At 71.8% G+C, this 22,606-nt stretch carries 21 protein-coding genes; 7 read left to right on the forward strand and 14 right to left on the reverse strand.

Annotated elements, in window-relative coordinates; all coding sequences use genetic code 11:
- The first annotated feature begins 24 nt into the window (after nucleotides 1–24).
- From IEY91_RS38800 to IEY91_RS38810, 3 genes are read left to right on the forward strand one after another with little or no spacing between them, the layout of a single operon-like run.
- Nucleotides 25–1,569: a sugar ABC transporter ATP-binding protein gene (locus IEY91_RS38800; RefSeq protein ID WP_189177513.1), complete on the forward strand. Its 1,545-nt coding sequence runs from the start codon at nucleotides 25–27 to the stop codon at nucleotides 1,567–1,569.
- Nucleotides 1,562–2,527 carry an ABC transporter permease gene (locus IEY91_RS38805; protein ID WP_189177497.1) on the forward strand — a complete coding sequence of 322 codons (966 nt, stop codon included), beginning with the start codon at nucleotides 1,562–1,564 and terminating at the stop codon, nucleotides 2,525–2,527. The genes IEY91_RS38800 and IEY91_RS38805 overlap by 8 nt, the downstream gene beginning before the upstream one ends.
- Nucleotides 2,524–3,549 carry an ABC transporter permease gene (locus tag IEY91_RS38810; RefSeq protein ID WP_189177498.1) on the forward strand — a complete coding sequence of 342 codons (1,026 nt, stop codon included), beginning with the start codon at nucleotides 2,524–2,526 and terminating at the stop codon, nucleotides 3,547–3,549. Before IEY91_RS38805 ends, IEY91_RS38810 begins: the two co-directional genes overlap by 4 nt.
- A 45-nt stretch (nucleotides 3,550–3,594) precedes the next feature.
- Here IEY91_RS38810 and glgC read toward each other — a convergent pair whose 3' ends face one another.
- From glgC to IEY91_RS38825, 3 genes are read right to left on the reverse strand one after another with little or no spacing between them, the layout of a single operon-like run.
- Complete coding sequence (gene glgC, locus IEY91_RS38815) at nucleotides 3,595–4,839, reverse strand: glucose-1-phosphate adenylyltransferase (RefSeq protein ID WP_164318007.1); 1,245 nt, start codon at nucleotides 4,837–4,839, stop codon at nucleotides 3,595–3,597.
- Nucleotides 4,840–4,861: 22 nt separating this feature from the next.
- The gene (gene glgA, locus IEY91_RS38820; RefSeq protein ID WP_164318010.1) at nucleotides 4,862–6,031 is read right to left on the reverse strand and encodes a glycogen synthase; all 1,170 of its coding nucleotides are present in this window, start codon (nucleotides 6,029–6,031) and stop codon (nucleotides 4,862–4,864) included.
- A gap of 36 nt (nucleotides 6,032–6,067) precedes the next feature.
- Nucleotides 6,068–6,859, reverse strand: coding sequence for a (2Fe-2S)-binding protein (locus IEY91_RS38825; protein WP_373288117.1), 792 nt, complete (start codon nucleotides 6,857–6,859; stop codon nucleotides 6,068–6,070).
- 238 nt (nucleotides 6,860–7,097) lie between these two features.
- On the opposite strand from IEY91_RS38825, the gene IEY91_RS38830 reads away from it, so the two are divergent.
- Nucleotides 7,098–8,267, forward strand: a complete 1,170-nt coding sequence (locus IEY91_RS38830; protein WP_189177499.1) for a DMT family transporter — start codon at nucleotides 7,098–7,100, stop codon at nucleotides 8,265–8,267.
- 2 nt (nucleotides 8,268–8,269) lie between these two features.
- On the opposite strand, the gene IEY91_RS38835 is transcribed toward IEY91_RS38830, so the two are convergent.
- Both IEY91_RS38835 and IEY91_RS38840 read right to left on the reverse strand, forming a co-directional pair.
- Entirely contained in the window at nucleotides 8,270–9,595 is a 1,326-nt protein-coding gene (locus tag IEY91_RS38835; protein WP_164318014.1) for a transglycosylase family protein, read from the reverse strand.
- 193 nt (nucleotides 9,596–9,788) lie between these two features.
- Nucleotides 9,789–10,766, reverse strand: coding sequence for an acetylxylan esterase (locus IEY91_RS38840; protein ID WP_189177500.1), 978 nt, complete (start codon nucleotides 10,764–10,766; stop codon nucleotides 9,789–9,791).
- A gap of 109 nt (nucleotides 10,767–10,875) precedes the next feature.
- Between IEY91_RS38840 and gnd the strand changes: the two genes are divergently transcribed.
- The gene (gnd, locus tag IEY91_RS38845; RefSeq protein WP_189177501.1) at nucleotides 10,876–12,315 is read left to right on the forward strand and encodes an NADP-dependent phosphogluconate dehydrogenase; all 1,440 of its coding nucleotides are present in this window, start codon (nucleotides 10,876–10,878) and stop codon (nucleotides 12,313–12,315) included.
- Nucleotides 12,316–12,345: 30 nt separating this feature from the next.
- Here the strand turns inward: gnd and IEY91_RS38850 are convergent, their stop codons facing one another.
- From IEY91_RS38850 to IEY91_RS38875, 6 genes are all read right to left on the reverse strand, one after another.
- The gene (locus IEY91_RS38850; RefSeq protein WP_164318020.1) at nucleotides 12,346–12,573 is read right to left on the reverse strand and encodes a hypothetical protein; all 228 of its coding nucleotides are present in this window, start codon (nucleotides 12,571–12,573) and stop codon (nucleotides 12,346–12,348) included.
- A 197-nt stretch (nucleotides 12,574–12,770) separates the two neighbouring features.
- On the reverse strand, nucleotides 12,771–13,211 hold the full coding sequence (locus tag IEY91_RS38855) for a nitroreductase family deazaflavin-dependent oxidoreductase (RefSeq protein WP_189177502.1): 441 nt from the start codon (nucleotides 13,209–13,211) through the stop codon (nucleotides 12,771–12,773).
- Between the two features lie 35 nt (nucleotides 13,212–13,246).
- A complete protein-coding gene (locus tag IEY91_RS38860) occupies nucleotides 13,247–13,972 on the reverse strand; it encodes an aspartate/glutamate racemase family protein (protein WP_189177503.1) in 726 nt (241 codons plus the stop codon).
- Nucleotides 13,966–14,322: a GNAT family N-acetyltransferase gene (locus IEY91_RS38865; protein ID WP_164318025.1), complete on the reverse strand. Its 357-nt coding sequence runs from the start codon at nucleotides 14,320–14,322 to the stop codon at nucleotides 13,966–13,968. The genes IEY91_RS38860 and IEY91_RS38865 overlap by 7 nt, the downstream gene beginning before the upstream one ends.
- 71 nt (nucleotides 14,323–14,393) lie before the next feature.
- Complete coding sequence (locus tag IEY91_RS38870) at nucleotides 14,394–14,828, reverse strand: cold-shock protein (RefSeq protein WP_189177504.1); 435 nt, start codon at nucleotides 14,826–14,828, stop codon at nucleotides 14,394–14,396.
- A gap of 45 nt (nucleotides 14,829–14,873) precedes the next feature.
- Nucleotides 14,874–16,586, reverse strand: coding sequence for a flavin monoamine oxidase family protein (locus IEY91_RS38875; RefSeq protein ID WP_229697629.1), 1,713 nt, complete (start codon nucleotides 16,584–16,586; stop codon nucleotides 14,874–14,876).
- 25 nt (nucleotides 16,587–16,611) lie between these two features.
- On the opposite strand from IEY91_RS38875, the gene IEY91_RS38880 reads away from it, so the two are divergent.
- Together IEY91_RS38880 and IEY91_RS38885 are read left to right on the forward strand one after the other, a co-directional pair.
- Complete coding sequence (locus IEY91_RS38880) at nucleotides 16,612–17,316, forward strand: hypothetical protein (RefSeq protein ID WP_189177506.1); 705 nt, start codon at nucleotides 16,612–16,614, stop codon at nucleotides 17,314–17,316.
- Nucleotides 17,317–17,432: 116 nt separating this feature from the next.
- On the forward strand, nucleotides 17,433–17,708 hold the full coding sequence (locus IEY91_RS38885; RefSeq protein ID WP_189177507.1) for a DUF5988 family protein: 276 nt from the start codon (nucleotides 17,433–17,435) through the stop codon (nucleotides 17,706–17,708).
- Between the two features lie 151 nt (nucleotides 17,709–17,859).
- Here IEY91_RS38885 and IEY91_RS38890 read toward each other — a convergent pair whose 3' ends face one another.
- Genes IEY91_RS38890 through IEY91_RS38900 form a run of 3 tightly spaced genes read right to left on the reverse strand, consistent with a single transcriptional unit; the run spans nucleotide 17,860 to nucleotide 22,231 of the window.
- Nucleotides 17,860–20,046, reverse strand: coding sequence for an MMPL family transporter (locus IEY91_RS38890; RefSeq protein ID WP_229697631.1), 2,187 nt, complete (start codon nucleotides 20,044–20,046; stop codon nucleotides 17,860–17,862).
- Nucleotides 20,031–21,680 carry a PH domain-containing protein gene (locus tag IEY91_RS38895; RefSeq protein ID WP_189177508.1) on the reverse strand — a complete coding sequence of 550 codons (1,650 nt, stop codon included), beginning with the start codon at nucleotides 21,678–21,680 and terminating at the stop codon, nucleotides 20,031–20,033. Before IEY91_RS38895 ends, IEY91_RS38890 begins: the two co-directional genes overlap by 16 nt.
- Nucleotides 21,677–22,231 (reverse strand): PH domain-containing protein, encoded by a 555-nt coding sequence (locus tag IEY91_RS38900; protein ID WP_189177509.1) that lies wholly within the window; start codon nucleotides 22,229–22,231, stop codon nucleotides 21,677–21,679. The genes IEY91_RS38895 and IEY91_RS38900 overlap by 4 nt, the downstream gene beginning before the upstream one ends.
- Nucleotides 22,232–22,606: the final 375 nt, after the last annotated feature.

Here is a 22,606-nt window from a genome sequence, read left to right on the forward strand (position 1 = left end):
GCCCCGCCGGTGGCAGGGCCCGCCATGCTCTCGGTGTCGGGGCTCGGCAAGTCCTTCCCGGGCGTACGCGCCCTGGACGGCGTCGACTTCACGGCCCGCGCGGGCGAGGTGCACGCGCTGATCGGGGAGAACGGCGCGGGCAAGTCCACGCTCATCAAGGTCCTCACCGGCGTGTACAAGGCGGGCGAGGGCGAGGTGCGGTACGACGGCTCGGCCGTCCGCTTCGCCACGCCCCTCCAGGCCCAGCACGCGGGCATCTCCACCATCTACCAGGAAGTGAACCTGGTCCCGCTGATGAGCGTGGCCCGCAACCTCTTCCTCGGCCGGGAGCCGCGCGGCCGCCTCGGCCTGATCGACTTCCGCCGGATGCACCGCGAGGCACAGGAGGCCCTGCGCGGCCTCGGCGTGCGGGTCGACGTACGCCGCCCCTTGCGCGAACTCGGCGTCGGCGCCCAGCAGATGGTCGCGCTCGCCCGCGCGGTGTCGGTCGACGCGCGCGTCGTCATCATGGACGAGCCGACGTCGTCCCTCGAACCGCGCGAGGTGGCCACGCTGTTCGGCGTGATCCGGATGCTGCGCGGGCGCGGCATCGCGGTGATCTACGTGAGTCACCGCCTCGACGAGCTGTACGAGGTGTGCGACACCGTCACCGTGCTGCGGGACGGCAAGGCCGTGCACACCGGCCCGATCGCCGAGCTCGACCGGCTGCGTCTGGTCGCGCTGATGCTCGGCCGTGAGATCGGCGACGTACGCGAGGAAGGTCTGACGAAGTTCAGCGGGAACCACGACACCGAGGCCCAACCCGTCTTGGAGGCAACGGGGTTGACGGTCCGGCACCAGCTCGACGGGGTGTCCCTGACGATCCGGCCCGGGGAGGTCGTCGGGCTCGGCGGGCTGCTCGGCTCGGGCCGCAGCGAGACCGCGAAGGCCATCGCCGGGGCGCTGCCGCCGGACTCGGGCCGGGTGGTGATCGCCGGGGTGCCGGTGCGCACCGGCTCCACGCCCGCCGCCATCCGCGCGGGCGTGAGCCTGCTGCCCGAGGACCGCAAGGCCGAGGGCATCGTGCCGGGCCTCTCGGTGCGCGAGAACATCGCGCTCGCCGCGCTGCCGGGCCTGTCCCGCTTCGGCCTGGTCGACGAGGCGCGCATCGACCGCGTCGTCGACACCTTCATGAAGCGCCTGCGCATCAAGGCGTCCGGGCCGCACCAGAAGGTCGGCGAGCTCTCCGGCGGCAACCAGCAGAAGGTGCTCCTCGCCCGCTGGCTCGCCATGAACCCGAAGGTGCTGCTCCTGGACGAGCCGACGCGCGGCATCGACGTCGGCGCGAAGGCCGAAGTGCAGAAGCTCATCGACGAGTTGGCCGACGACGGCCTCGGCGTGCTCCTGATCTCCTCCGACATGGAGGAGCTGATCGAGGGCAGCGACCGCGTGGTGGTCCTCAAGGACGGCGCGGTCGTCGAGGAACTCACCGGCGACGCCGTCACGGAGGACCGACTGATGCGCGCGATCGCGGCCGCGCCCGCCGCACAGGCCACGACCCCCGCCACCTCTGGAGGTGACGATGACTGACATCGGCCTCGGCGGCCGCACCCGCCTCGACCGCGACCGCCTCCTGCGGCTGCTCCAGGACTACGGCGTCCATCTGGGCGTCGCCGTCCTGCTCCTGGTGAACATCGCCATCACCCCGCACTTCCTGTCCGCCGAGAACTTCCGCACGCAGGCCGTCCAGGTGGCGCCCGTCCTCATCGTGGCGCTCGGCATGGCCCTCGCGATCGGCAGCGAGGGCGTGGACCTGTCGGTCGGCTCGGTGATGGCGCTCTCCACGTCCCTGCTCTCCCTGTATCTCGGCTACGGCATGTGGATCGCGCTGCTCGTCGCCGTGCTCGGCGGCGCCGCCGTCGGCGTCGCGAACGGGGCGCTGATCGCCTACATCGGCGTCCAGCCCATCGTCGCCACGCTCGCCTTGATGGTGGCGGGCCGCGGCCTCGCCCAGGTCCTGCTCCCCCAGCTCAAGGACGTCCACGACCCCACCATGGCCTCGCTCGGCTCCGGGGACCTGCTCGGCATCCCCTACCTGGTGCTGATCGCGGTGGCGCTCGCGCTGCTCGTCGCGTTCGTCGTACGCCGCACGACCTTCGGCCGCCAGCTCCTCGCGATCGGCGACAGCCGCCCGGCGGCCAAGCTCGCCGGTCTGCCGGTGCGGCGTGTCCTCATTCTTGTGTACGTCTGTTCCGGCGCCCTGGCCGCGATCGCGGGCGTCCTCGCGACCGCGCGCCTGACCGCGAGCGACCCGACGTCGCTCGGCAACCTGATGGAGCTGTCCGCGATCACCGCGGTCGTCGTCGGCGGCACCCCGCTCAGCGGCGGGCGCGTGCGTATCGGCGGCACGGTGGCGGGCGCCGTCCTCATCCAGTTGCTCACGGCCACGCTCATCAAGCACGACCTGCCGCCGTCGTGGACGCAGATCGCGCAGGCCGTGGTGATCATCCTGGCCGTGTACGCGGCACGCGAGAGGGGGAGGCGATGACGGTCGACACGGAGAGCCCGGTGCGCCCCATGAACACGGTCACCGAGGACGAACCGCTCGGCGCGACGCGTTCGGAGCGCCTCAGCGCGCTGGCCCAGCAGCACGGCGCCCTGGTCACCCTGGTGATCGCCGTCCTCGCCGCCTGGCTGTCCTTCGACACGTTCATGACGACCGACAACATGCAGAACATGGCGGTGTCCTCGGCGTTCCTCGCCGTCGTCGCCCTCGGCATGACGTTCGTGATCGTCACGGGCGGCATCGATCTGTCGGTGGGCTCGCTGTTCGCGCTCGGCGGCGTGCTCGCGGCGTGGGGCTCGCAGTACGGCACGGCGGTGGCGCTGCTGCTTCCGCTGGGGGTGTGCGCGCTCATCGGCTTCGTGAACGGCCTGCTCATCGCCCGCTCCCGGCTCGCCCCTTTCATCGTGACGCTGGCGGCGCTGCTCGGCGCGCGCGGCATCCTGCTCGCCGTCACCGACGAGGGCTCCAAGACGTATCTCGTCGACAAGGGCTCGTTCTTCGCGACGCTCGGGCAGGGCAAGCTGCTCGGCATCGGCGCGCCGGTGTGGATCACGGTCGGTCTGTTCGTGGCCGGTGCCGTCGTGCTGCGGCGCAGCCGTTTCGGGCAGTACGTGTACGCGGTCGGCGGCAACGAGGACGCGGCGGCCCTGATGGGCGTGCCCGTGGCCCGCACGAAGACGGCCGTCTACACCCTGTCCGGCCTGTGCGCGGGCCTCGCGGGCGCGCTGAACGCGGCCTGGCTGGCGTCCGGCGTGACCATCCTCGGCTCCGGCATGGAGCTGGAGGCGATCTCCGCCGTCGTCATCGGCGGCACGCTCCTGTCCGGCGGCTTCGGCTTCCTCAGCGGCTCCCTCGTCGGCGTACTCCTGTTGAAGGTCATCCAGAACGTCATCAACCAGATCGGCTCCCTGGACTCCGCCTACCAACAGGTCGTCAGCGGCGGGTTCCTGGCGGTGGTCGTGGTGGCGCAGACGTGGCTGGGGCGCAGGAGGCGGGTGCTCTAGAAGTACGAAGGGAAGCGGGTGCTCTAGAAGTACGTGACGGATTCCCTAGGGGTACGTGGGCGACGTGCCGTCGAGCGCCACCCGCTGCCCCTTGCCCAGCGCGATCACCCCGCCCTTCGACACCGTGTACAGCTCCTCGTCCCGCTCCGGGTTCACGCCGATCGTGGCGCCGGGCGGGACGTCGACGTTCTTGTCGAGGACGGCGCCGCGCACCACGGCGCCGCGGCCGACGCGCACGTTGTCGTGCAGCACCGAGCCCTGGACGACGGCGCCCTCGCCGATGCTCACCCCGGGTGACAGGACGGACCGGGTGACCTGGCCGCGGATGACGCAGCCGGGGCTGACGACGGACTCGCTCGCGATGCCGCCCGCGCAGAACTTGGCGGGCGGGAGCTGGCCCGCGTGGGTGTAGATGGGCCAGCGGCGGTTGTCGAGGTTGAAGACGGGGTTGTCGGAGATCAGGTCCATGTGCGCTTCGTAGTACGCGTCCAGGGTGCCGACGTCGCGCCAGTAGCCGTGGTCGCGGGTGGTCTCGCCGGGGACGTGGTTGTCGGCGAAGTCGTAGACCTGCGCGACACCGCGCTCGGTGAGGGACGGCAGGATCGAGCCGCCCATGTCGTGCACGGAGTCCGGGTCCTCGGCGTCCCGTTGCAGCGCGTCGACCAGCGCCTTGGTCGTGAAGACGTAGTTGCCCATGGAGGCGAACACCTGGTTCGGCGAGCCCGGCAGACCGGGCGGGCTTGACGGTTTCTCCAGGAAGCTCTCCACGCGGGTGCCGTCCCCGGCCGGGGTGATGATGCCGAACTGCGAGGCGTCCGCGCGCGGCACCCGGATCCCGGCGACCGTGACGCCCGCGCCGGACTCGATGTGCTGCGCCAGCATGTGCCGCGGATCCATGCGGTAGACGTGGTCGGCGCCGAACACCGCGATGTAGTCGGGCTGTTCGTCGTGCACGAGGTTCAGGGACTGCAGGATCGCGTCGGCGCTGCCCAGGTACCAGCGCGGGCCGAGGCGCTGCTGGGCGGGGACGGGAGTGACGTAGTTGCCGAGCAGGCTGGACATCCGCCAGGTGGTGGAGACGTGCCGGTCGAGGGAGTGCGACTTGTACTGCGTGAGCACGCAGATGCGCAGGATGTCGCCGTTGACGAGGTTGGAGAGCACGAAGTCGACGAGGCGGTACGTCCCGCCGAAGGTCACCGCCGGTTTCGCCCGGTCGGCCGTGAGCGGCATCAGCCGTTTGCCCTCACCGCCGGCCAGAACGATCCCGAGCACCGAAGGTCCACCGCGCATGGCCGCCCCCTGCCGCTGTCCGTCAGTTCTTGCGTAACTCCATGACCGACTCGTACACATCGAGCGTGCGCCGGGCCACCGCGCCCCAGCCGAACTCGCGCACCGCGCGGTGCCGCCCGGCCGTGCCCATGGCGCCCGCCCGGCGCGGGTCGGCGGCCAGGTGGTTCAGGAGCACGGCGAGATCGTGCTCGAAGCGCTCCGGCTGCCCCGCGTCGTACGGCACGAGCAGGCCCGTCGTGCCGTCCGACACCACTTCCGGGATGCCGCCGACGCGGGAGGCGACGACGGCGGTGCCGCACGCCATGGCCTCCAGGTTCACGATGCCGAGCGGCTCGTACACCGAAGGGCAGACGAACACCGCGGCGTGCGTGAGGAGTTGGATGACCTCGGGGCGCGGCAGCATGCGCGGGATCCAGGTGACCCCGTCACGCGTGTGGCCGAGCTCCTCGAAGAGGGTGCGGAACTCCCGGTCGATCTCGGCGGTGTCGGGGGCTCCCGCGCACAGTACGAGCTGGATGCCCGGGTCCAACTGGCGTGCGGCGCGCAGCAGATGGGGCACGCCCTTCTGGCGGGTGATGCGGCCGACGAAGAGGACGTAGGGGCGGCTGGTGTCGATGCCGTGGCGGTGCAGGGCGCTGGTGCCGGGGTCGGGCCGGTACAGGTCGGTGTCGATGCCGTTGTGGACGACGTGCACGCGTGCCGGGTCGACGGCCGGGTAGCAGGCGAGGATGTCCTCGCGCATGCCGCGGGAGACGGCGATGACGGCGTCGGCGGCCTCGATGGCGGTGCGTTCGGCCCAGCTGGAGAGGGCGTATCCGCCGCCGAGCTGCTCGGACTTCCAGGGGCGCAGCGGCTCGAGGGAGTGCGAGGTCATGACGTGCGGGATGCCGTGCAGGAGCTTGCCGACGTGGCCTGCGAGGTTGGCGTACCAGGTGTGGGAGTGGACCAGGTCGCGGCCTTCGAGGGCGGCCGCCATGGACAGGTCCACGGACAGGGTGCGCAGCGCGTCGTTGGCGGTGTCGAGGTCGGCCCAGGCGCGGTGGCGGACGACGCCGTCCGCCTCGCCCTCGCCCCAGCAGTGCACGGCGAGCTCGGTCAGCGAGCCCAACTCCCGTGCCAGGAACTCGACATGGACACCCGCGCCGCCGTAGACGTCCGGCGGATACTCGCGGGTGAGCAGTCCCACTTTCACGAGCGGAGCCCCCCTCGTCGGCCGGCTCCCTCATGGTCACCCAGACGCCGCCCGGTGGGAAGACCGCTGCGGCGGCCGGTCGAAACAGCAGTCGCCGCACAGGCCGCCGTTCGGGCAGCGGTAGTAGAGGCAGCAGCTGCGGCGCCGGAACGCGGCCTTGTCGAGGGTGCCGGTGGACTGCAGCGCGGGGTGGGCGAAGAGTTCGGCGGCGAGGCCCAGGGCCCGCTCCCCCACGTCGGGCCGGCCGGTGCGCGCGGCCCAGGCGTGCAGTTCACGGGCCGCACCCGCGAGGGCCGATCCCGCGTTGCCGCGCAGCAGCGCCGGGGAGATCGGGAAGCGGGCGCGCAGGGCGCGGGCGAGCGGCGCGAGGTGGCCGTCCTGCACGATGTCGTGGATGCGGGCGGCGTCGGCGGGGTACGTACGCCCGCCGGTGAGCCACAGGTCGTCCGGCGAGGTGCCGTCGGCGTCCCACAGCAGCCGCGCCGGGTCAAGGTCCGGCACCCGCCCGAACAGCGCGGCCGGGCCGAGCGCGAGGGACCACAGCCGGGCGGCGAGACCGAGCTGCGCGACGGACGCGGCGACGCGCACCTCGGGGGCGCCGAGGCGGGCACCGACCTTGGCGACGCGGAAGCCCAGCGGGTCCCGATCGACGTCACGTTGAGTACTTCGACGGACACCCTCGGCGACCGTGTCATCGCCTTCGTAGACACGAGCCAACGGCACACGTCCCTCACCAGGCGTTTCTCCCGTCTCCCCCGTCCTCAGGGCGAAGAATCCCCCGACGGACGCGACGGTCTCCCAGTCGATGCCCCGCGCTTCAGTGGTCACTTGAGCAGTACAGCAGGACACTGGAGCTCAGGGGTAACCAGACCTGGGGAGGACACGGAGGTGGTCGTACTCCATCGGTAGTAGGACGGATTGACTGCTCAGGGACGACGACTTGGAGCGCTCCGCGCGACATTGTGGTGAACATGGAAGCCGACCGCTCGCCGCACCGGACTGACCGGATGCACAGGGACCCCGACGACCGCACCCACCGGTCGTGCCACGCGCCGGGGAGCACCTCATGAGTGCCCTCGCGCTGTCCATCGTCCTCTCCCTCGTCTCCGCCGTGGCCTACGCCGGCGGCGCGATCATCCAGGAGCAGGTGGCGGCGAAGACCGCGGCACAGCAGTACGCGCCGCTGCGCAACGGCGCCTGGTGGGTCGCGGTCGTCCTCAACGGCCTCGGCGGCCTGCTGCACGTGGTGGCGCTGGCCTTCGGCCCGCTGAGCGTGGTGCAGCCCCTCGGTGCCCTGACGATCGTGTTCGCGCTGCCGATGGCCGCGATGTTCGTACGGCGCCGGGCGGGCGCCACCGCGTGGCGCGGCGCCATCATGGCGACGGTCGGCCTCGTGGGACTCCTGTCCCTGACGCAGGCCACCACCTCGCGGTCGCTCGCCGACACCGAGCGCGTCGCACTCGGACTCGCCACGGGCAGCGCGGTCGTCGTACTGATGCTCCTCGCGCACGCCGTCCACCGGCACCCCGCGGTGCGCAGCATGCTGCTCGCCACGGCGGCGGGCATCGCCTTCGGTATCTCCTCGGTGTTCACCAAGACGGTCGCGGTGGACTGGGACGCGAACGAGCCGCTCACGCGGCAGGTCCCGAGCCTCGCGGTCATCGCGGTGCTCGCCGTGACCGGGCTGCTCCTTTCGCAGGCCTCCTACCGGGGCGCGGGTCTCGCGGCGCCGCTGTCCGCGGTGACCGTCGTGAACCCGGTGATCGCGGCCGCGGTCGGGCTCACCCTGTTCGGAGAATCCTTCCGCTACGGCACCGCGGGCACGGCGGTCGCGCTGGCCTGCGGTGTCGTCGCGGCGGGCGGGCTGATCCTGCTGACGACGGAACGTATCGGCGCGGCGCACGCGACCGACGCGCCCGCGGTGGCCGCCGAACAGCCCGCAGCGACCGGCACCCCGGCCCTGACCCTCGAAGGCGTCGACGCCTTCGAAGGCCGTGACGGCCTCGACGCCCGCGATGTCGCGGCCGCGTCGTCCGCCACCCGCGCGGCCGAGGACACCCCGGTCACCGAGCAGCGCAGGCCCGCCCACGACGAGCGTGACCTGGCCGGGCCCGGCGGGCGCCCGCTGCCCGGCGAACCGGGCGCGCCGGAGCAGCACCTGGTCACCGACGGCCTCACCGGGCTTCCGCTGCAGCCCTTGGTGAAGAAGGCGTTCCCGCAACACAGCGTGTCCTGACCTCAGATACGGACCCCGCGCCCCCGCAGATAGGCCAGCGGGTCGACGTCCGAGCCGAAGCCCGGACCTGTGCGGATCTCGAAGTGCAGGTGCGGGCCCGAGCTGTTGCCCGTCGAACCGGAGCGGGCGATGCGCTGGCCCGCGCCGACCTTCTGCCCGGCCTTCACCGTGAGCGCCGACAGATGGCCGTACTGCGAGTACTTGCCGTCGGTGTGCCGGATGACGATCTCGTAGCCGTAACTGCCACCCCAGCCCGACGAGACGACGGTGCCCGCGGCGACCGCCTTCACGGAGGTGCCGGTGGGCACCGGGAAGTCGACGCCCGTGTGGTAGCCCTTCGACCAGGAGCTGCCCGTCGCGTGGTACGGCGTGCCGATGCCGGCCGTGACCGGCGCGGTCGCCCCGGACGACGATCCCGCTGCCTCGGCGCGCTGCCGTCCCGCGGGCGCGGTGTCGCGCTTCGGCTGGGGCTTCGGCGCGGGCTTGGACTCCTTGGCCGGGGGCTTCGTCCGCTCGGGCTTGTGCTCCGGCTTCCGCTCGGGCTTCTTCTCGTCGTGCTGCACGGGCCGCTTCTCCGGGCGCTTCTCGCGCTCGGGCGGGGTGCGGCGCTCCGGCGGGCGGACGGGCTCCTTGCCCTTCTCCGCGCCGCGCAGCGAGAGCCGCTGTCCCGGTGAGATGAAGTCCGGGTCGCCGCCGATGGTGCGGCGGTTGTTCTCGTAGAGCCGCGGCCAGCCGCCGTTGACACGGCGCTCCTCGGCGATGCCGGAGAGGGTGTCGCCGCGGACGACCGTGTACATCCGGGCGGTGCCCGCGGTGGACTGCGGCGTCACTTCGGGCTTGACGTCGCGCACCGTGCGCTTGGGCGCCTTCGGCGCGCCGTCGGTCTTCGCCTCGCCGGTCGACTTCTTGGTCTGCGGCGCGGTGGCGGGCCTGATGTCGGGGCTGTCGCCGCCGCGGGTGAGGCCCGCGCGCTGGGAGCACACCGGCCAGGCGCCGGGGCCCTGCCCGTCGAGCACCTTCTCGGCGACGGCGATCTGCTGGTCCTTGGTGGCCAGGTCGGCGCGCGACGCGTAGGCCGTGCCGCCGTAGGCCTCCCAGGTGGACTGGGTGAACTGGAGGCCGCCGTAGAAGCCGTTGCCGGTGTTGATGCTCCAGTTGTTGGTGGACTCGCAGGCCGCGACCTTGTTCCAGGTGTCCACGTCCGCGGCGTGGCCCGTGCCCGCCGAGATCAGCGGGAGGGCGAGTCCGGCGCCGCCCGCGGTGACCGTGAGCGAGGCACGGTTGATGCGGCTCGGCTGGTACCGGCGATGCCGGCCTCGTAAGGCCATGAAAGCCCCCTCAGACACACGTCGACACATGGAAACAATCGGCCACACGTCAGCCACAGGACAGCCCGCAAGTTATCCGGTCGGCCATGGATGTGACAAGAGCGGGGCGCCGAGGGGGAGTTGAACAGGTCACCGCGGAGCCGCTTGCGCGCCGGTCGCGCGCCGGAGACAGGCCCGTTCGCCCGTCAGTTCTTCATCGGTTTCCCAAATGCCCCGGAAGCCACCGCAGTTGCACATCCTTCTGATAAGCGCCGCCGCCCTCATGGTCGTTGAAGGAGTACACCTCCATGGACCTTTCCGAACCCGCATAGGCATTGAAGGCGGCGAAAACGGTCGACGGCGGGCAGGTCTCGTCCTGGAGCGCCGCCGAGAACAGCGCGGGCGCACGCCCGCGGGCGGCGAAGTGCACGCCGTCGAAGTACGAAAGGGTGCGGAACACCCGCTCCTCCAGGCCGCGCCGGGTCCGCAGGTACTGGCCGATCTCCAGGTACGGCAGCCGTCCGGAGAGCGTGGCGGCGCGCGGGAAGTCACACAGGAACGGCACGTCGGGGGCGATCGCCGCGAGGTCGGGCACCAGACCGCCGACGGCCAGCGTGATGCCGCCGCCCTGGCTGCCGCCGACCGCGGCGACGCGCGCGGAATCCACCAGCGGGTGGGCGCGGGCGGCCTCGACGGCGCGCACGGCGTCGGTGAACACGCGCCGGTAGTAGTAGTCGTGCGGGTCCTCGATGCCGCGCGTCATGTAGCCCGGGTGCGCCGGGCCGCTGCCCACCGGGTCCGGGGTGTCCCCCGCGCCCGTGCCGCCGGCGCCCTGCCCCCGCGTGTCCATCACGAAGTGCGCGAACCCGGCCGCCGACCACAGCAGCCGCTCGTGCGGAAGCCCGCGCCCGCCCCCGTACCCGATGTACTCGACGACGGCGGGCAGCGGCCCCTCCGCGCCCGCCGGGACGATCAGCCACCCCTTGACCGGTTGCCCCTCGAATCCCGCGTACGTCACGTCGAAGACCTCGACGGTCGCGAGCGCCGTCTCGACACGCGCGAACCGGGCGTCCAGGTCGTGCGCGCGGGCCGCCGAAAGAGTCTTCTCCCAGAACCCGTCGAAATCCTCCGGCTCCGGCAATTCCGGTCGGTATCGGCGGAGTTCCTCAAGAGGCAGGTCGAAGTGGGGCACGCGCTGCTCCTTCTTCGGACAGGGTGTCGGGAAGTCACGGTACGCCGCGGGGTGATACTGGCGCCTTGATGCGGTACTTCGGATTTCCCAGGAACTCAGGAGCCAGAGCATGAGTGCTTCAGCGCAGATCGGTGTCACGGGCCTCGCCGTGATGGGGCGCAACCTCGCCCGGAATTTCGCCCGCAACGGCTATACGGTCGCGGTGCACAACCGCACGGCGGCGAAGGCCCGCGCCCTCGTGGACGAGTTCGGCGACGAGGGCGAGTTCGTCCTCGCCGAGACCGCCGAGGACTTCGTCGCCGCCCTGGAGCGCCCGCGCCGCCTGGTCGTCATGGTCAAGGCGGGTGAGCCGACGGACGCCGTCATCAAGGAGTTCGCGCCGCTCCTTGAGCCGGGCGACATGATCGTGGACGGCGGCAACGCGCACTTCGCGGACACCCGGCGGCGCGAGCGCGAGCTGCGCGAGCAGGGCATCCACTTCGTCGGCACCGGCGTGTCCGGCGGCGAGGAGGGCGCCCTGAACGGCCCGAGCATCATGCCGGGCGGCTCCAAGGAGTCGTACGACGCGCTCGGCCCGATGCTGGAGAAGATCTCCGCGAAGGCCGCGGACGGCAGCCCCTGCACGGCGCACATCGGCCCGGACGGCGCCGGTCACTTCGTGAAGATGGTGCACAACGGCATCGAGTACGCGGACATGCAGCTCATCGCCGAGGCGTACCAGTTGCTCCGCGAGGTGGCCGGATACAGCCCCGCCGAGATCGCGGACATCTTCCGCACCTGGAACACCGGCCGCCTCGACTCCTACCTCATCGAGATCACCGCCGAGGTCCTCGCGCACGTCGACGCCGCGACCGGCGAGCCGTTCGTGGACGTCGTCCAGGACCAGGCGGAGCAGAAGGGCACCGGCCGCTGGACCGTGCAGATCGCCCTCGACCTGGGCGTGCCGGTGTCGGGCATCGCGGAGGCGGTGTTCGCCCGCTCGCTGTCCGGTCACAAGGACCTGCGCGACGCCTCCCGCGGGCTCGCGGGCCCGAAGGCGGAGCCGCTCGCGAAGGAGGAGGCCGCCGCGTTCGCCGACCAGGTCGAGCAGGCGCTGTACGCCTCCAAGATCGTGTCGTACACGCAGGGCTTCCACGAGATCGCGGCGGGCAGCGACGAGTACGGGTGGGACATCGACCTGGGCCAGGTCTCGGCGATCTGGCGCGGCGGCTGCATCATCCGGGCCGCGTTCCTCGACCGCATCCGGGCCGCCTACGACGCCCGCGCGGACCTGCCGAGCCTGCTCGCCGACGACGGTTTCGCGCGGGAGATCGGCGAGGCGCAGGACGACTGGCGTGCCGTGCTCGTCGCCGCGACCCGCCAGGGCGTGCCCGCTCCGGGCTTCGCCGCGGCCCTCGCGTACTACGACGCGCTGCGCGCCGACCGGCTGCCGGCCGCGCTCACCCAGGGCCAGCGGGACTACTTCGGGGCGCACACCTACCGGCGCACGGACCGGGAGGGTTCGTTCCACACGCTGTGGGGCGGGGACCGGTCCGAGGTCTCCGCGTAACGGGCGTTCCCCCACTCGGGGGCGGTCCCGCTAGCCGCGCAGCGGCCTGGGCCGCCCCATGGGTGACGGCTCGGGCTCCGGCGACGGCACGGGGTCCGGGCCCGGCGGCTTCGGCACCGGGGACGGCGAGGGTTCGGGCAGCGGCACCGGGTCCGGGATCGGGCGCGGGGGCCCTCCGGGGTCGGGGGCCGGGCCGGGTCCTGGCGTGGGGCCCGGGGTGGGGCCGGGCGGTACGGGGTCGGGGAACGGGTTGGTCATGGTTCCTCCAGCGGGTCGGAGGTGGGGAGGCGCCTGGGACGGCGTGGGCCGGGGCGACATGCGCCCGTGTTCGCCGGGCGGCCGTGCAAGCCGGGCGGCCGTTTCCACTCTCTCCCGTCTCGCGTGCCCACGCCCGGCGAGTCCACGCGTCCGCTGATCGCGACAGGTGGACCCGCCGTTCGTCCGTGGCCGCGCGATCAGCCCTTGGTACGGCTGAGGCGTACGACGGGGATGTCGCGTTCGGTCTTGCGCTGGTAGTCGGCGTACCGGCCGAAGACGTCGACGAGATGCGGCCAGACGCGTTCCTTGTCCTCGGCCGAAAGGGTCTCGGCGCGGGCCTCGAACCGCTCGGTGCCCACGCGCAGCCGGACGTCCGGCTCGTCGCGCAGGTTGACGTACCACAGCGGGTGCTCGTCGGCGCCGCCGTTGGACGCCACGATCAGGTAGTCGTCGCCGTCGCGGCCGTAGATGAGGACGGTGCGCCGCAACTGCCCCGTGCGGCGCCCGCGGTAGTCGAGCAGGAGGCAGGGGGCGCCCTGGATGGTGGTGCCCTTGGTGCCGCCCGACTCCTCGTAGAGACGGGCCTGTTCGGCCACCCATCCCGTCGGACTGATCACGGCTTCTTCGGGTGAGGTCATGGTCGAACCCTAGGCCGGACGATCGGCGGGGCGCCTCATGCCCGGGGTTGATCCACCACGGGTTCCGGCCGCGGTTGATCCACCACCGGTCCCGGCTGCGACGGCTCGCACAGGCGGGCGGCCTCGCGCAGGCCCGTGCGGGGGCTGGCGAGCACGGGCACGGCGGCGGACACGCGGTCGGCGGCGTCGGCCATGGACGCCTGCGCGAGGACGACGGCGTCGACCGAACCGGCGACTGCCTCCACGGCATCCACGACGAGCCGCAGGAACTCCTCCCGGTCCCCTGCCTCGAACCGCTCCCAGGCGCCGTCCACCAGGACGGTGCGCACGTCGACGGGGCGGCCGGCGCGGGCTGCCTCCTCCGCCACCAGGGCGCGGGTCGGCTCCAGCGTCGAGGCGACCGTGGCGACGACGGCGACGGACGAGCCCGCCCGCACCGCCGCGGCCGCCATCGGGCGGTCGACCCGGAGCACGGGCACGCACACGGCGGCGGCGTGGGACTCGGCGACACCGCCGATGGTCGAGCAGGTGCACAGGACGGCGTCCGCGCCCCCGCCCTCGGCCCCGTCCCCGGCCGCGGCTTCGGCGAGCGCGGCCCGGACGTCGTCCGCGACGGCGTCGGGGCCCTCGGCGCGGGCGCGGGCGAGCAGGTCCTCGTGGACGACGTGCCGCAGCGCGAGCCCCGGGTGGTCCGCGTCGCGCAGCGCGTCGAAGACGGGCACGTGCACGGGCGAGGTGTGCAGCAGCGCCAGCGTCACCATGCCGAGGGGTCCTCCTTGGCCTTGGCGAGGGCGGCCTCGACGAGCGGGCCGGGCGGGACCGGCGCTTCGTCCGGGTGGCGTTCGGCCCACTTGGCGACGTACGGACACAGCGGCACGACGGCGAGGCCCTCGCGGGCTGCCGTCGCGTACAGCTCCCGCGCGAGGGCGCCCGCGATGCCACGGCCCGCGTGTGCCGAGGGCACCTCGGTGTGCACGGGCACGAGCGCGGGCTCGGGGGCGCCGAGCGTGAAGTACGCGATCTGGCCGACGACTTCGCCGTCCTGCTCCGCGTTCAGGACGCCTTCGCCGCGGTGGTCGCGGATGTCGAAGTCCCTGCCGGTTCCAGTCATCGTCACCGCTCCTCTTACAAGGTGCCCCGCTGCTTACCAGGTGCCCGCTGCTCCATGGGGGGTCGGCTCCGTTACGAGGTGACCCAGCCCCGCGCCCGTGCCAGGTCGACCACGCACGCCCGCACCTGCTTGATCTGATCACCCGTCAGCGAACCCACGGAGTCGAGCAGGGCCTCCGTCAGGTCCCGGGTGAAGTCGTCGGTCGCCGGGGCGGGCCGCTCCGTGTCCGGGGCGGACGGGGCAGACACAGTCCGCGCCGCCAGGCCGCCGCGCGGCAGTTGGTGCGAGGTCGACTGATGGACCAGGCGGATGTGGGAGGCCTTGGGCCCCTTCTCCCCCATCTCCATGAAGAACTCGACCTCGCTGCCCTCCTGGTAGAGGTACTTCTCGTCCACCAGGTCGTTCGCGTGCATGAACACGTCCTCGTCGCCCACCTCGGGGGCGATGAATCCGTACCCACGGACCTCGTCGAACCGCAGAATCTTCCCCGCCGTCAAGCCGGCCATGCCACCACACCTCACACACACCACGTTGAATCCTGTAAACCGAATCTACCTTGTGGTAGGCGCCCGCGGCGACGGCGGCCGCCCGCACCCCAGGTGCTCCCCGAGCACCGCTTCCGCGTCGGCGACGACCCCTTCGACCGAGCCGGGGTCGGCCGTCCAGCAGTCGCTGACGATGTGCACGGCCTCGCCGGGCAGCGGGGTGCGGACGCGGGGCCCGACGACGTCAGGGTCGTACCCCGGGCGCCACACGTGCCACGCACCGTCGTGCGGCGCCGTGTTCCAGTCCTGTACGAGGGCGGACAGCGGGGCCTCCAGGTGCGGCAGGCCGTGCATCCGCGCGAGGAGGCGGTGGGCGTACTCCGCCATGGCGCCGGGCCGCCCGCGCACGGCGTCCCACGTCCTGGTGGCGGGACCGCTCGGGTAGGCGGCGAGCAGCAGCGCGGGGCCGTCGCGGCGGGCGGGGCCCGGGGGCGTGCAGGTGCCGCCGTACCAGAGCTGCCGCAGCGGCAGGTCCGTGGTGGCGCGCCCGCGCGTCATGCCGAGCCGCTCCCACCAGGCCGTCCGGTACAGCAGGAAGAGCTTGTGCGCGGGCACGGCCTCGACGGCGGCCAGGTCGGCGCGCAGCCGGGGGGTGAAGGGCAGCCCGTCCTGGTCGAGCCGGAGCAGCGGGCCCTGCGGCAGTGCGAGGACGACGGTGCGCGCGTGGATGTGGACGTGTTGCCCGGTGGCGCGGCCTTCGGGGTCCTCCAGGGCGAAGGTGAGCCGGTAGCGGGTGGGGCTTGGGGGCGCGGTGCCGTCCGGCGCCGCCTGCCCCGGGTCCCCCGGCGTCGCGCGGTCGACGCGCAGCAGCCGGTGCCCGAGGTGGAGGGTGCCGCCCGCCGCCGTGAACCGGTCGCACAGGGCCAGCGGCAGGCTCTGCATGCCGTGGCGCAGCGTGACGTACTCGGCGTGCGGCGGGGTGCGGAAGAGGATGCCGAGTTGTTCGGCGGCGCTCTCGCCGCCGGCGACGATGTCGTACCCACCCGTGCCGTGGAGGAGCGCGACGGCCTCGGCGCCGAGTGCCGTCCGCAGGACTTCGGGGTACGTCATCTCCCTCAACGGGACGCCCTTCAGGGCCACTTGGGCGCTCCGGCTCCGGAATTCCGCAGCGGACCGCGCGGCCCGGCGCGCGTCGCCCTGCTCCAGCGCCTCGTGGTGGGACCGGCGCAGCTCGCCGAAGCCGGGCACGAGTGTGTCCGCCGCGCGCAGGACGAGGTCGCCGGGGCCGAGGCCGCGCTCGCCGTCCGCCAGGTCGTACGGAAGTCGCGCGGCGTCGGTCAAGTGGCGTTGGCGCAGGCTCGTTCCGCGTACGTGGACGGGGTTCTCGGGCCGTCCGAAGTCGAAGGGCACGAGGTCGGAGGTGAGGCCCGCCTCCTGGACGACGCCGAGGACCTGGCGGAGGCCGCGGTGCAGGCGCATCGCCCCGAGGTCGGCGTGGAGCCCGTCCCCCATCGGCACCGACCACAATCGGCCGCCCACGCGGTGCGTGCGCTCGAAGAGGCCCACCTGCTCGGGGCGGAATTCCCCCGCGCGTTCCCTGTGACGTGCCAGGCGATATGCCAGGAGGCAGCCGCCGATTCCGGCTCCGACTATCGCGGTATCGAGCCATGGAACGGCCGGAAACGGCCGGTGAGTTCGCGCGCTCGCAGGCGTATCCGTGTTTGCCACTGCATGGTTTACCGCGCTCTTTTGGTGATCTACAGTCGCGTTCACGTACATGTCTTAGCACGCCGGAGAGAAACTCATGATCTTCCGCAAAGATGTCGTCGCCGAAACCGCGGACGCATATAGCACGTTGTCCGCCTACTTCCAGGACGTACGGTCGTTCTTCGAAGTCCTCAGCGTGCGTTTCAGCCTGCCGGAGTACGGGGTGCGGCTGCGCCCCATAGCCGGGAACGAACTGTTCTCGAATGCCAACAGCTACCTGCTGTCCGACGACAGCTCCTACCCGTACTACCTGTGGCTGCCGAGCTGGCTCGGCCGTTTCTACATCGACGCCGACCGGATCCCCGAGGGGCGGCGGGCCGACGACGTGAGCACCGCGCACGCCCGCCACATCGCCTTCGTCTGGCCGTGGCTCGGCTTCAACGACGCCTACGTCAAGGACGCCGGAGAGCCCGAGTGCTGGTTCGGCGTGGCCGACCCGCAGCCGCAGGACCCGGGCGAGACGGTGCGCACCACCGCGCAGAGCCTGTTCAACCACTTCCGCCTGGAGCACACCCTCGACGGCGCGCACCACGGCTGGCTGACCGGCCACTTCACCCCCAACTCGGCGATCGGCTGCAACCTTTCGGGGCGCTGGCACCTGCGCCGGGTGCCGCTGTCGGCGCTCACCAGTTACTACGAGGTGGAGAAGAACGTCATCCAGCCCCTCGGGGAGAAGTTCAGCGAGCTGGCGTCGGGCCCCCGCGCCATCAACGGTGCGATCGTGAATCACGTCGGGGTGTAACCACTCGGGAACGCCAGGGCGATAGGGGTTATTGAGGGGTGCCGCGGGGCTATCCGAACCCCGCGCGGCCGCAGAACAATCTCACACGTCCGAGGCGCCGAGCCGAGAGGTGACCCATGCGAGGAATCGACAACAGCATCTCCGCCATCACTGTGAACTCCGTCCACCTCGAAGGCGGTCCGAGCACGCTTTCCGGGACTGTCGTCCTCGCCGAGCTCAACGAAGTGATCTGCTCCGCGGAGAAGATCAAGATTCGGCTCGGAAACGGCTATGAGCACTACGAGTTCATCGACACTCCGGTCCGCTTCCCTTCGCCCGCGCGCGACGCGGAATCCGGCGCGTCCGACCCGCTGAAGCTGCGCTGGGTCGGCCGTACGAAAATCGCCGAGTAGGCGGAGCGGGCGAGAGTCCGGCTTCGGACATCGTCCGGCTTCGAGAATCTCCGGCTCCGGAAATCCCCCCACAGGAATTCCCCCCACAAGGTTCGTGCCCCACCGCGAGAGGCGGTGGGGCACGAACCTTGTGGGGGGTCGGGGCGGTTGGTCAGTCCCGCCGGCCACCCCGGGCGTACGAGCCGCCGCCCTGCGCCGGAACCGGCTGCTGGTGGGCTCCGCCGTGCGGCGGTACACCCTGCTGCGGCCGCTCGGGCGTGATGCGGCGCGGCCACCACGCGGCCCGCCCGAGCAGGGCGGTGAGCGCGGGCGTGAAGAACATCGCCATCACGAACGCGCCGATCACGATGCCGAAGGCGACCGCGAACCCGATCTGGGCGAGCGAGACATCGCTGGCAAGCATCATCGACGCGAACGAACCCGCGAGGATCACACCGGCCGCGGCCACCGTCGGGCCCGCGTGCTGGATGCTCTTGGCGGTGGCCGCGCGTGGTCCGAGCCCTTCCTTCGCCTCTTCCCGCAGGCGCGCCACCATCAGGATGTTGTAGTCGGTACCGATGGCGACCACGAACAAATACATGATGACGGGCAGGAAGAACGTCAGACCCGACTGGCCCTGGACCTGCTGGAAGAGGAGCACGCTCGCGCCGAGCGTGGCACCGAAGCCGAGCGCGACCGACACCATCAGATAGATCGGCGCGACGATGCTGCGCAGCAGCAGGCCGAGGATGAGCATGATGAGCGCGGCCGCCGTCGGGAAGACCACCGAGAAGTCCCGGTTGACGGCCTTGTTGATGTCGACGAACACCGACGTGACGCCGCCCACCTTCGTCTCGGTGCCCGGCGGTGCCGCCTCGTGGGCCGCGGTGCGCAGCGGTCCTCGTACGACATCCATGGCTTCGCGGCCGTTGGGGTCCATCGTCAGGACGGCGTTGAACTCGGCGGTCGTGCCGTCCTTGCTGAGCTGGGTGCGCGAGGCGCTGCCGACGCCCTTGACCTGCTTGAGGTCGGTGACGAAGGACTTCATGTCCGCGGCGCGGAGCTTCTCGCCGTTGGTGGAGCGCATCAGGACGGTGCTCGGGTTGGTGCTGCCCGCCGGCAGGTCCTTGCTCATGGCGTGCAGCGCGACCTGGGACTCCTTCTTGGAGTTCTCGTCCTCCTGGCTCGCGAACGTCGGCTTGTAGCCGAACGAGCCGAGCGCGAGCAGGATCATGAGCAGCCCGGAGCCGATCACGAACAGGCCGGGGCGGCGCGCCACGGACTTGCCCACGGCCTCGAAGCGGGCCGCGCGCGGCTCGCGCTGCCACGACTTGGACGGCCAGAAGACCTTGGTGCCCATCAGCGAGATGATCGCCGGGATCAGGGTGAGGCTGGCGAGCAGGGTCACGCCGATGGCGATGGCCAGGGCCGGGCCCATGGAGACGAGGAAGCTGAGCGAGGAGAGCAGCAGCGCCAGGAAGCAGACGATGACGGCTCCGGCGGCCGAGGCGATGGCCTCGCCGACCCGGCCGACGGCGGAGATCATCGCGGTCTTCGGGTCCTCACCGAGCCGCAGTCGCTCCCGGTAGCGGAACATCAGGAACAGGATGTAGTCGGTGCCGACGCCGAAGAGCACCACGATCAGCAGGGACGACACCGAACTGTCGGCCTTGAGGTGGAACTCCTTGGCGGCGATCGCGATCAGGCCGTTGGCGATCTGGGAGACCAGCGTGATACCGACGATGGTGAGGACGGTGATCGTGGGACTGCGGAAGATGATCGTCATCAGGACGATGATCAGGACGATGGTGCCGATGAAGATCAGCCCGTCGGCCTTCTTGGAGGCCTCCTCGTTGTCGAGCTGAGTGGCCGCGTCACCCGTGACGCCCACCTTCAGTCCCGAGTCGGCGACCAGCGGCTTGAGGTCGTCCCGCATGTCCTCGACCGCGTGTTGCTGGCCCTTGTCGCCCGCCTTCACGTCGGCCATCGACACCATCACCGTCTGCACCTTCTTGTGCGGTGACGGCGGCGCGGTGATGACCTGCTCTACCTTCTCGTACTTCTTGGCCTGAAGGGCCTTGCCGACCTTGGTGACCTCGGCCGAGTCGGCCTTGTCCAGGGCCTTGCCGTCCTCGCGCGTGAACACCACGATCGCCGAGGGGCTGAAGCCCTTCGGGAACGCCTTCTCCTGGATCTTCTGCGCCTGGATCGACTCGTAGTGCTTGGGAAGGAACTCGGCCTGATCGGTGGTGGTGGTCAGGGACGGGGCGTAGCCGATCACGGCCGCCCCGGCGATGAGCCAGCCGATGATCACCAGCCATCGGTGTCCGACGACGAAACGTCCTAGTGCTTTGAACACGGTTCCTTCCTCCACTCCGGAACGCACCGGAGTACTTGGTCTTCCAGGGGGTTTGTGGTTCCGGCCGGCGTCTCGCAGAACGGGGCGAGGAGGCCCGGCAGTGTCGCCTCCGCGAAGGCGATGCCCTCGGCGACGCCGATGTCGCGGATCCGGACGGCGCCCTTGCCCGCGGCGGTGGTGGCGGTCAGCGTGCACAGCCCGGCGCGGCGCTGCGTGTACGACTGCCTGCCGGTCCAGCCGACGATCCGCTCGCGCCTGAGCGCCACCGTGCGGCGGACGAACGTGCCTTGTCGTACGACGAGGTAGTCGCCGTGCAGCGCGTGCCCGAGGCCGCGATAGGCGTCCCGGGCCAGAGGGGCGCCGCAGGCCGCGGTGAGCAGGGCGGCCGCGGCGACGGTCCACCAGGGCAGCAGACCGCTGCCCGCGCCGGCCCCGGCGAGGGCGGCCGCCCCTGCCGGGGCCAGCAGGCATCCGCGCACCAGACGGCGGCGCAGGGCGGGCCGGGGGTGACCGCGCAGCGCTGCCTGGGTGATCGGCGAGGACGTCAGGTCGAGGACGTCCGCCGTGATCTGGTGCGCGGAGTCGAGGGGCGCGGCAGGCATCAGCTGCGCCGGGTTGGAGAAGCGGGCGCTGTGCCCGCCGAGCCCCGTGGCGAGGAGGTTGAGGCGGGCCGCGGACAGCAGGCGCAGGGGCAGCGGCCGGGTCAGCTCCACCCCGCAGATCCGCCGCTCGGCCACCGACACCGACCGGGACGTGAGCAGCCCGCGGACCAGGTGCAGGGAGCCCTCCGGTTCGCGTTCGAGCCGGAAGCCGTACCAGGCCTCGGCGAACGCCACCAGGGAGCCCGCGACGCCGACGGCGAGCAGCACCACCGCCACGACGGCGACGGCCAGGGCGAGCGGCACGGAGGACAGCCAGTCCCAGACGTTCCGCGCGGTGCCGCTGTCGGTGAGGTCGAGGCCGAGGGTGTCGAGGAGCTTGGAGCCACCGGTGACCACGGCCAGGACCCCGGCCACGGTGGTGACGGTCAGCGGCGCGTACCGGGCCCAGGACCAGCGCATCCGCGCGAGCGGAACGGGCAGCTCCGGGCTCGCGGCGGTGCCGTCGGGGTGCGTGGCGCCGCCGCGGTTCAGGAGCAGCGCCCGGAACTGGAGCGCCTGGTCGCGCGAGATCCCGTCGAGCACCAGCTCGTCGTCCTCGCTGCGGGCGGTGTGCTGACCGGTGCCGACCTTGACGGCCGCGAGCCCGAAAAGCCGGTGCACGGGGTTCGCGGTCAGGTCGGCGCTGCGGACGCGGTCGCGGGGAATCGACTTGTCGGTACGGAAGAAGAGCCCGGAGTGCAGCTCGACCTTGCTGTCGGTGATCCGGAAGCGGGTGGTGCGGTAGCGCACCCACTCGTGTCCGGCCTGGACGCCGGCCACCACGACGTAGGAGCCGAGCACGATCAGACCGTGGGAGTTGAGCAGGTCACGGGCCACGAGGATGGCGCCGAGCAGCGGGACCGCCGGGCCCACGAGCCAGCTCACGCTGACCACGATCATGCGGGGGTGGAGCCGCTGCCACTGTTGTCCGGCGGGCGGCTGCGGGGCGTCGGGCGTCTCGGCCGCGTCGAGGACCGGCGTACGCGTGCTCACGTGCCGTCCTCGTGCAGGGCGCGGACGCGCTCGGTGAGGTCCTGCACCAGGGCGGTCGCGAGGTCCTTGTCCAGGCCGACGATGGTGACCGGGCCCGCCGCCGAAGCGGTCGTCACGGTCACCGCGGACAGGCCGAAGAGCTGCATCAGCGGGCCGCGCTCGGTGTCCAGGGTCTGGATGCGCGTGAACGGCACGACGCGCCATTCACGGGTGAGCCAGCCCGACGTGGCGCACACCGCCTCGGTGCTCGCCTCCCACCGGTGCACGCGGTAGCGGTACCAGGGGGTGAGCAGCGCGTATCCCACGCCCAGCGGGCACAGGACCGCGAACACGAGCCACAGCCAGGCGGGGGCGTCCGGCAGCAGTGCGAGGGCCGCGAGAGCGGCGAGGACCGGCACGACGACCAGGAGGTTCTGCGTCAGCCACCAGTGGACGGCACGGCGGTCCGGGCGGCGGCCGGGCTGCGGCGCGGAGAGCGGGCGCGGGGCGACGGCGCCGGGCACCGCCCGCTCCGACCCGTCCCGTGCTGACTGCCGCGTGTGCTGTGGCACTGCTCCTCCGGCCCCTTGGCTGTTCGTTCCTGAACAGCCAAACAAGCCGGGCGGTGAAGCAGGCAGAGCGGTTCGTGTGCAGTGGAAGCGACCAAGGTTGCAACTTCGGCGGCGCGCTACCCACTTTCGTACGCACCACTGTTTCGTACGGACCAGGTCTGCTTCCGGAGCGCGTGGGCGACAGTAGGGTGACCGCGTGATAGGGCCGATTCGATGGTTGGGCCGCAGCGCCGTTCAGGACACCATCCTCGTCGCCACACTCGTCGCACTCAACGTCTTCGTCGCCTTCTGGAGCGGCTTTCCCCGGGAAGAGGATCCGCGGTTTGGGCCGTGGGCGGGGTTGGGGTTGCAGGTGGTTGTGGTGGTGGTGTTGGT

The organism is Streptomyces lasiicapitis (assembly GCF_014646335.1).
GTDB classification, from domain to species: Bacteria; Actinomycetota; Actinomycetes; order Streptomycetales; family Streptomycetaceae; genus Streptomyces; species Streptomyces lasiicapitis.

Coding starts and splice junctions, on each gene's coding strand:
- IEY91_RS38865 (WP_164318025.1), bottom strand. CDS start 14,322: ATGACTGGAACCGGCAGGGACTTCGACATCCGCGACCACCGCGGCGAA.
- IEY91_RS38830 (WP_189177499.1), top strand. CDS start 7,098: ATGAGTGCCCTCGCGCTGTCCATCGTCCTCTCCCTCGTCTCCGCCGTG.
- IEY91_RS38860 (WP_189177503.1), bottom strand. CDS start 13,972: ATGGTGACGCTGGCGCTGCTGCACACCTCGCCCGTGCACGTGCCCGTC.
- IEY91_RS38880 (WP_189177506.1), top strand. CDS start 16,612: ATGATCTTCCGCAAAGATGTCGTCGCCGAAACCGCGGACGCATATAGC.
- IEY91_RS38810 (WP_189177498.1), top strand. CDS start 2,524: ATGACGGTCGACACGGAGAGCCCGGTGCGCCCCATGAACACGGTCACC.
- IEY91_RS38850 (WP_164318020.1), bottom strand. CDS start 12,573: ATGACCAACCCGTTCCCCGACCCCGTACCGCCCGGCCCCACCCCGGGC.
- IEY91_RS38800 (WP_189177513.1), top strand. CDS start 25: ATGCTCTCGGTGTCGGGGCTCGGCAAGTCCTTCCCGGGCGTACGCGCC.
- gnd (WP_189177501.1), top strand. CDS start 10,876: ATGAGTGCTTCAGCGCAGATCGGTGTCACGGGCCTCGCCGTGATGGGG.
- IEY91_RS38870 (WP_189177504.1), bottom strand. CDS start 14,828: ATGGCCGGCTTGACGGCGGGGAAGATTCTGCGGTTCGACGAGGTCCGT.
- IEY91_RS38875 (WP_229697629.1), bottom strand. CDS start 16,586: ATGTACGTGAACGCGACTGTAGATCACCAAAAGAGCGCGGTAAACCAT.
- IEY91_RS38805 (WP_189177497.1), top strand. CDS start 1,562: ATGACTGACATCGGCCTCGGCGGCCGCACCCGCCTCGACCGCGACCGC.
- IEY91_RS38835 (WP_164318014.1), bottom strand. CDS start 9,595: ATGGCCTTACGAGGCCGGCATCGCCGGTACCAGCCGAGCCGCATCAAC.
- glgC (WP_164318007.1), bottom strand. CDS start 4,839: ATGCGCGGTGGACCTTCGGTGCTCGGGATCGTTCTGGCCGGCGGTGAG.
- IEY91_RS38885 (WP_189177507.1), top strand. CDS start 17,433: ATGCGAGGAATCGACAACAGCATCTCCGCCATCACTGTGAACTCCGTC.
- IEY91_RS38855 (WP_189177502.1), bottom strand. CDS start 13,211: ATGACCTCACCCGAAGAAGCCGTGATCAGTCCGACGGGATGGGTGGCC.